8 protein-coding genes and 1 pseudogene are annotated in these 7,625 nt (G+C 45.3%); all 9 read left to right on the top strand.

Translation table 11 applies throughout. The features are described from left to right. Positions 1 to 396: pseudogene (locus tag INF77_RS23035) on the top strand (FRG domain-containing protein); the annotation flags it as partial. A gap of 12 nt (positions 397 to 408) precedes the next feature. Further along, complete coding sequence (locus INF77_RS23030) at positions 409 to 762, top strand: hypothetical protein (protein ID WP_193533011.1); 354 nt, start codon at positions 409 to 411, stop codon at positions 760 to 762. Further along, complete coding sequence (locus INF77_RS23025) at positions 759 to 1,313, top strand: hypothetical protein (protein WP_193533012.1); 555 nt, start codon at positions 759 to 761, stop codon at positions 1,311 to 1,313. Before INF77_RS23030 ends, INF77_RS23025 begins: the two co-directional genes overlap by 4 nt. A 346-nt stretch (positions 1,314 to 1,659) precedes the next feature. Beyond that, the gene (locus tag INF77_RS23020) at positions 1,660 to 2,166 is read left to right on the top strand and encodes a hypothetical protein (RefSeq protein ID WP_193533013.1); all 507 of its coding nucleotides are present in this window, start codon (positions 1,660 to 1,662) and stop codon (positions 2,164 to 2,166) included. A 24-nt stretch (positions 2,167 to 2,190) separates the two neighbouring features. Continuing rightward, positions 2,191 to 3,327 (top strand): hypothetical protein, encoded by a 1,137-nt coding sequence (locus tag INF77_RS23015; protein WP_193533014.1) that lies wholly within the window; start codon positions 2,191 to 2,193, stop codon positions 3,325 to 3,327. A gap of 262 nt (positions 3,328 to 3,589) precedes the next feature. Beyond that, a complete protein-coding gene (locus INF77_RS23010) occupies positions 3,590 to 4,024 on the top strand; it encodes an antirestriction protein (protein ID WP_063425394.1) in 435 nt (144 codons plus the stop codon). Positions 4,025 to 4,096: 72 nt separating this feature from the next. Then, positions 4,097 to 5,167, top strand: coding sequence for a DGQHR domain-containing protein (locus INF77_RS23005; protein ID WP_193533028.1), 1,071 nt, complete (start codon positions 4,097 to 4,099; stop codon positions 5,165 to 5,167). 42 nt (positions 5,168 to 5,209) lie between these two features. Further along, the gene (locus tag INF77_RS23000; RefSeq protein ID WP_193533027.1) at positions 5,210 to 7,219 is read left to right on the top strand and encodes a phosphoadenosine phosphosulfate reductase family protein; all 2,010 of its coding nucleotides are present in this window, start codon (positions 5,210 to 5,212) and stop codon (positions 7,217 to 7,219) included. Between the two features lie 26 nt (positions 7,220 to 7,245). Beyond that, entirely contained in the window at positions 7,246 to 7,506 is a 261-nt protein-coding gene (locus tag INF77_RS22995) for a hypothetical protein (protein ID WP_193533026.1), read from the top strand. Positions 7,507 to 7,625: the final 119 nt, after the last annotated feature.

Genomic DNA, 7,625 nt, shown 5'->3' with positions numbered 1-7,625 from the left:
TCATATGAAGAGCTTGAAAAATTATCTTCCATTGATGCAAGGAAAGATACGGTTGAACTATCTTTTCTCACTGATAAACTCGCAGACCTTATTCAGAATGAAAAATCTTATTTCAGGAACAGAATAAAATTAGAGGATTTAAAAAAGGTTCTTTTCCTTAAAGCTAAAGTTAATAATGAACGTATACAGTCTCAGTCGGGAGCATTCCTTTTGTTCGGTCTTGACCCAATTTTACCGGAGACGGATGCAGACTTCCCTCTTAAGAGAGTTGAAATAACAAACAAAAAAGAAATTCTGAAAGATCTGGCACAACTTAATATATCCGAAAGTACCGTCTACCCCAGCATGGAGAAAACGGCAGCGGAAATTACTAAAAGGTATTTATCATTATCATAATGGGATTAGACAATGGCAAAGAAACCAAAAAATGCTAAAAATACAGCCAAACAGCCACACAGGGGAAGGTTTCAGGCTCAGGGACAAAAACTGGAGGAGTCAGTTCCCTGGGCTGCTCCCATACCCCCTTCAACAGAAGAGGGGAACATAATGCTTCAGGACTTAGAATCCAAACTGGAGAGCGGTGATGCCAAAATACGCGAAACAGCCTTTAATGACGCAAGGAACTATATTCAGATTGTTTATGCAGCAGGTGGAGCATATGCACCTGTAAATAAAACCTTCATGGTCCGGAGCACCCGAAAAGAAAGGGTTGATTTGGAGGTCAATGGCGGTTTAGCTTTTAAAGTGGTGAAAAATGTATGAACGATAATTTCAGTGAATCAATCAGAATGCTTGATGATAAATCAGCAGCTCATAAATTCTGGCATCAAAAAATAAAGGAGGTTTTACGTGATCGTGTCAGATGGAAGGAATATGACAGAGAAATATTGAATTTGGTTCCTAAGGTTGAACGGGCATTAAGATACCCGGTCGAGCATCCTCGGATGAACCCTGTCATAGACTTAAAGACCAGATGGGATAGTGCCGACGGTAATCCAATATTTTATGGGTATTTACCAACCTTACGCAGGGCTATTCGAATAATACAGTCAGCGCCTCTTGATGACACTAATCAACTGAGTGCCTGGGTCAAGGAACCATTTACTGATGATAAAAATGAATTAATACGTTTTAACCCAGAAAATTCAAATGAACTTGTCATTTATATTGAACTAAACGCAACAACTTTTCACTATGCAATGTTAATCATTTACTTCTGGGGAACGCGTCGGGCTGTACGAAATATTACTCAAGAAATTCTTATTCAGAAAATTTATGATACAAAGATTCGTGGTGAACATTCACTGGACTGAATTAAAAACAGCGTTTGCGACAGAAGCGATAGCAAAAAAAGGCTCCTACAGGAGCCTTTTTTACAGCTTCTAGATCTGTTCTGCCTGATTTCTCGAACCGATGCTTTACCTAGATACTTTCACCATTGGTAACTGACATCTGACTAAACCGTCGGACTTAATAAGTTGTGCTGGTTGCTGATGCAGGCTTCTGAGCGTGTGCTATGCAAGCTAGCTCCTTTGATCAGACAAGTCAACCCACCTCTAATCAGGGTGTTTTGTGCACTACGAGTACGTGACCATTGCTCACAAATTACATATAATACGTATTCGATGATAAATTTTGTGGTTTCATGACGGAGGGTTTATGGAAACGAAGGGTAAGGTTATGAATGAGTTATTCAACACAGTTACACAGGGGGCGATGAATGACAGAAGTGAGCAGGAAGCACGATTCGATAAAATACTGGGAAACATTAATGATAATGACGTACTTATCCTTACAAGTGACCCTTTCATCGCCAATAAATTAAAAGGAAACGATCCTGATAGCGCTGAAAGCAAAGAATCAATAAAGTTCATTGAAAAAGAAAATAAGAGCAAAGCTTTCCTCGCTTCAGGTAAACAGTACAAAAACTGGATGAACGAGAATAAGGAAAGAATCGTTGAACTGTTTGCCCTGGAAGACGCCTCTTCCTATGTGGCTGAATTAGCGATTCCGAAGGACGACCGTAATGCCTATTACGATATTGTGGACAAAGCCCTCGAGGCGATGCGCCAGAAAACCGATGTTATGAATGCAATAAAAGAAAACTGCGGTTATACAGGGGCCGGTGAGCAAGGTGTCGCGGCCAAATCACAAATGAAACCATAAGCTTCGTGTCGGGGGACTGTTAAAATGAATATCAATAATTCTATAGAGCTTGCCAGGATTGAAGGCGAGATTGATGTAATCAGAGCGCTTTATGATGCGAGTCTGATTAATGCTGTTGAATGTGAGTCACGGCTGGGTACTTCTGTAGGTCAGTTTGGCGCTTTGTTTAGGGCCGGTGCTGTCGACAGTAAATTTAATTACGGTCTTGCATTATCTATCTCTAACGCTGTTGAGAACCTCAATGCGAAACTATGTGAAAACCGGCCAGACGCAGAAATCTTCTGGACAATGCGTAATGAGGGTAAACCTGGTGAGGATTATCCAGTTGTTGAAGATATTATAGCCAAGTCGCTGAAAATTCAGGATGATGCTCGGATTAATGAAATACGTAAAGACAAGGAACTACGTGTCATGGTGGAAGGCTGGCACACGTGCGTTGATGATGATGGTTACTCTACATACAATGCAGAAATCGAGTTCGAGATAGGTGAGGGCGCCAATACGATTCAGGAAGCTTTGGCACTTGTTGAGAAGTTTCATAAAGAAACTGTTGAAACTAATCAGAACCATTACGATGGGCATGATCCCTTGCCCGGGTACTACAGTCCCAGGTTATTTACTGTCTATAATCCAATAGGAGATCCTTTGTTTGCCGGGTTCTGGCAGTATGATAAACAGGCATACGTTGTTCCCGAACCTCTGACTGATGCTGAGTATCATGAACTTCATGATAAAAAGGCACGTCTCAACAAAGAGCTTCCGGAAAATCAGCGGGCCGATAATTACGACACCTGCCGGCAAATCAGGGACGAGATAGTACAAATCGAACTGAAGCTTGTGACGTCTGATTTCTGGACAACGGTAAATGACTTTCCCGGTGATGCGGTAATTGGTGATTTCACTGAATCAGTTAAAAAATTTAATGCGCAATCTGTCAATCCCCTGGCCCCGGATCGTTTAACCGAACTTCAGCTGTCATCAGGGCATCTAAGTGGTATTTCTCCCACACTTCATTCTGCTAATATAAAAGAACTCTTCCAGCCCATTACTGCTATGAATGAAGATACTCCTCCCAGAGGTACTTCCCTTATGGAGGAAGAGGTCATGGAGGCCGATTCAGGTATTCACGAACGTGCCCACAACAGGGCCAGGTTTAATTAATTACGCTTATCATGGGGGTTGGCATCCTGTGGACACCAACCCCCCTATATAAGGTTAATTACAGGTAGTGGCTTCAACAACTAAATCGGAACCCACAAGCGGGGCCCCACGATTTACTTATTGACGCTTCAGCATCAGAGCCGTTAAATATTTTGTTTTTTATTATTATTGCCCTGGTCAAAAGTATGCGGTTTTGATATTATATTTACATGGAAAATGTTTTCCACCGGACGCCCGCCGTAATTCGGGATCGAGTTTTCTCATGCAAATCTTAACTACTCATGTTGGCACTACTGCCATGTCCCATGCGACTGCATTAGCTTTCGGTCGCTTTTCTAAATATGCTCCTCAAATTATTATGCATCTCATCGACGATAATTTATTTTCGGTGTGGAATACAACATTTAATTATTGTGAGCTGAATAACCACTATGGTTTTTTTGTCCCGGCAGAACTGGCGCTTTATACTGTTATGTCAGCCAATCAGGAAAGTTTCGTTGCTGTGAATGAAACTGAGTTTGGGATTATTATCACTCAGCTTTTTCTTGTGATTGTTCTTAGGGCTGCGAAAGTTTGTGATACCGAAGTAGAACGTATGATGGCTCATTTCGAAATTCTGCATGATTACGCGAAAATGGTGTGTTCAAGCGATGCGTATGCATTATATGAGTCGCTGGTTTCTTTTTATAAATCTTAATTAATTACATCAGTTCAAGTTTAAAAGGCCGTTTTTGTCACGACGGCCTCTGAAAGCTTCACAGGAGATATCATGAACAACGTTAATCTGAATACTTTTACTTACCCTTGTCTTATTGGCAACCAGGGGGGACGTATTGTTATTACCCTCAGTATCAATTTTGAAGAACTTATGCGTGTAATTGCTGCTGATAATTCCGCTCATACTTTAAAACGTGCGCAGCGTGAACTTAACATCCGCAGGGCCGGGGCTTTTGCCAGTTACGTTTCCACTGCATTGCAGGAGAGCAAGGACTACATCATACCTCCATTGATTGGAAATATTGCCGGTGACGTTGTGATCACCCCATCACCGGAATATTCAGGGTTTGGGACGATCACTATACCCATGAGTGCAAAAATCAGTCTGTTTGATGGCCAGCACCGCAACGCAGGTATCATGGAAGTGTGCAGACAATTTGCCAATTTACACACTGAGACAGTCACCCTCGAGCTGTCGGTTAATCAGCCTCTGTTAACGCACCAACAGTTTTTCTCAGATATCAATGGCAATGCTTCTAAGCCTAATGCCGCAATCAACCTCGCCTACGATCACACCAATGGTCTGAGCCAGCTGGTCAAGGAGGTGGTTGAAGCTAACCCGACGCTTTTCAGCAAAACTGATTTTGAACGAACCAATATCACCGGCAGGAATGGCGCATGGTTGTCCTTTAAGGCTCTCTGCGACGCCTCAGGGCGCTTCATACGGTTTACTGAGGATGCAGACACTGTTGCTCTTCGCGATGACCTTAACGCCGTCTGGCGAGCCTGGGTTGCGTTTACTGGCCTTAATGATGTTGTGAGTACTGAGTACAGTGAGTACTCAAGCGAGTGGCTGACTTTTACTGGCGTGTTAATTAACGGTTTTGGGTTTGCCGTCCAGGAACTGCTTGAGCAAATGAGTGTTGCTGAGCTTTGTCGCCGCATGTCAGACATGGCCACGAAAACAACTCGCCGGGAACGGGATGATTTTTTCCTTTACGCGAAATGGACTGGCCTGTGCGTGAGCGCTGAGACAGGGAAGATCATAACCAGTATACGTGGTCAACGTGCAGCAGCTTCACGGGTGGTTGAAGCGATTCTGTCTAACTCATTTTCGGTTTAACTGCTTATTCGGACACCCGCCGTCATTCGGGAGGAGAACACTATGTTTGGATTTAAAAACACCAACATCATATTCAAAAATGATAAGTGGGACGATTCGCTTAACGTTTTGCGTCAGCATCAGGACCTTCAGTTTTCCGAGGCAGGCAGAGTGAGCGTTGGTGAGCTTGCAGCTGATTCCGTTACCTCGATCTATAAGGCCATCACTGAGGGCTGGACTATGATGCTCGGTTACTCCAGCGGAAAGGATTCAGAGGTTCTCCTTCATCTGTTTCTTATCGCTCTCGTCAGGGCGGTACGTAACGGCAAGATGACAAGCCGTAACCATTTCATACTTCATACCGATACCGGTGTGGAAAATCCTGAAGTTTCGTGGCTGGCCAGAAAGAAACTCGCAGCTCTGGAACGGTTCATTGAAGCTGAGCAGTTACCTCTCAGTGTTGTCATTGCCCGTCCATGTATGACCTCCAGCTGGACAGGCAGGATCCTGACCGGGCGTGGGCTGCCCACCTTCACCAACAGCAGCGCCAGACAGTGCTCCCACGAGCTCAAAATAGAATCCGCGCGAAGAGCTAAATCTGCTTTTATCAGCGAGCGTGGTATCAAAGGTCCTATCTGCCTCATGCTCGGGAGCAGGGACGCGGAAAGCAAGATCAGAGCCGGTAACATTGCCAAAAAGAAGGGGCGCTCTGACAGCGTCGTGAAAGGGCGGCAGGGTGGCGAACTCTATCCGGTGAAGAACTGGCTGGTATCTGACGTCTGGGATTACCTGCTTATGTCTGGTGCAGATCCCAGGTATCCTTTGCCAAGTTATCTCTCTGACAATCTCGAAACAGCTGAAATGTACCGGGCGGCGACCGGCGAATGTGTATGGACGCTGGCAGACAAAAAAAGCAGCGGTGCATGCGGAGCCAGGTTCGGGTGCTGGAGCTGCCAGGCTGTTGGTCTTGATAAGTCCATGCAGAATCTCCTTGCTTCTGATGAAGAGAGGTATGGCTATATGAAGTATCTGAGCCGTATTCAAAGCTATCTTGCGAAGCGAAGATATGCATGGGAGGACCGGCACCCTGTTGGGAGGACACTTTACGGCCGCGGGTATATTAAGCTTCAGCCTGATGTATATTCTCCGGCCTTCCTGGAACGCCTGCTTCATATCTGCTGCAGCGTTGATTATGTGGAGCAGCGACGGGCAAATGAGGTCTATGAAAAGCTGATGTCAGGAGAGCTTGAACACAGCGAGGAAAATCTCAGAATGGCTGAGCCACAGTTCAGGATTGTGTCAGAAGCAGCTCTGGTTCATATCGATTTCATGTGGGGATTCCACCATTTCAATAGTTCCCCGCATCGGGCCCTGGATATCTTTCATCAGGTGTGGACTCATGGCCAACTTGATCTGCTTGATGATGAACCTGCAATGTTGCCGGTTCCGCGCAGTCCTATACCGGCCCCGTTATGGGTAAAAGTAGGTCGCTGGGGAGACGGGTCTCTGTTTTCAGGACTCGCGGATCCTGTTGCTGAGATGGCGTACTTCGATGGCGGAGATGACGGTCGGGCTGCACGCGTTATACGTACTGCTGATGGTGATAAAAGAGTGGTGGCGTTTTGCCAGGAGCCTGAACTTTCGGTAGATGAAGAGGCGGCTGCATTCATCGTCTGGAGCGAATATGAGTACCTGCAGGATAAAATTCGTAACGGAGGCTGCACTCCGGGCAGTGCTGCCCAGTACTACCTGCGCTTTGGAGCCGTTCAAATCGCTGCCGGCAAAGCTGCGATGTATGATCGAATGATGCAGCGCGGACAGACACTCCACAGGATGGGGTTATCCGGGCACCAAACAATGGAGACAGTCCAGGCCAGACGAGATATCAGGGTTATCAGCCAGAAAAAGTTTCATTCTTTACTTGCCAGGACGTTAGAGGCCCAGCTGATCAGATTGCGGTGGTGGAGCGCTCTGTATCTTGTTTTGTATACTGCCCGCATGAGCTGTGCAGGTGAAGTACAGTACCTGGCCATGGCGTCCGGTATGGCTGCACGACAACATGAAGCTGCATGATAAAAACAAACTGAACAGGGTTCACCATGTTAGTCATTTTTGAGAATACAAATATCAACACCAAGGGTAATAAGAAATTCACCCTATCTGTTACACAGCTTGGTGATGTCTCATACTTAGTTACCCAACGAACTTACAATATTTTTAGAGATGGCCGTGAAATTATGCAGTATGAGAAAAATTCCACGTTTGGTAGTGCGGCTGAGCTGTTATCGGGGGATTTCACCAGAAGCAGGCAGGGTAAATTGTTCGTTGAGGAATTTGCTAAGAAACAATCAGGAATTTAAACCTCGCCAAAGTGAATAAAAAAACTCCGTTCACCGGAATTCCTCCACTGGACATTTTTTCCTGATATGCCGTTCTGTCCAGGCTGGCGACGGCGTTTTCAGGTGGTTCGGGGCCAGGG

It is taken from the genome of Enterobacter cloacae complex sp. P1B, from assembly GCF_014982345.1.
Taxonomy (GTDB): Bacteria; Pseudomonadota; Gammaproteobacteria; order Enterobacterales; family Enterobacteriaceae; genus Enterobacter; species Enterobacter bugandensis.
Note: the sequence above shows the minus strand (reverse complement) of the source record. Positions and strands in the feature narration are given on the sequence as shown.

Coding starts and splice junctions, on each gene's coding strand:
- INF77_RS23000 (WP_193533027.1), top strand. CDS start 5,210: ATGTTTGGATTTAAAAACACCAACATCATATTCAAAAATGATAAGTGG.
- INF77_RS23030 (WP_193533011.1), top strand. CDS start 409: ATGGCAAAGAAACCAAAAAATGCTAAAAATACAGCCAAACAGCCACAC.
- INF77_RS22995 (WP_193533026.1), top strand. CDS start 7,246: ATGTTAGTCATTTTTGAGAATACAAATATCAACACCAAGGGTAATAAG.
- INF77_RS23010 (WP_063425394.1), top strand. CDS start 3,590: ATGCAAATCTTAACTACTCATGTTGGCACTACTGCCATGTCCCATGCG.
- INF77_RS23020 (WP_193533013.1), top strand. CDS start 1,660: ATGGAAACGAAGGGTAAGGTTATGAATGAGTTATTCAACACAGTTACA.
- INF77_RS23025 (WP_193533012.1), top strand. CDS start 759: ATGAACGATAATTTCAGTGAATCAATCAGAATGCTTGATGATAAATCA.
- INF77_RS23015 (WP_193533014.1), top strand. CDS start 2,191: ATGAATATCAATAATTCTATAGAGCTTGCCAGGATTGAAGGCGAGATT.
- INF77_RS23005 (WP_193533028.1), top strand. CDS start 4,097: ATGAACAACGTTAATCTGAATACTTTTACTTACCCTTGTCTTATTGGC.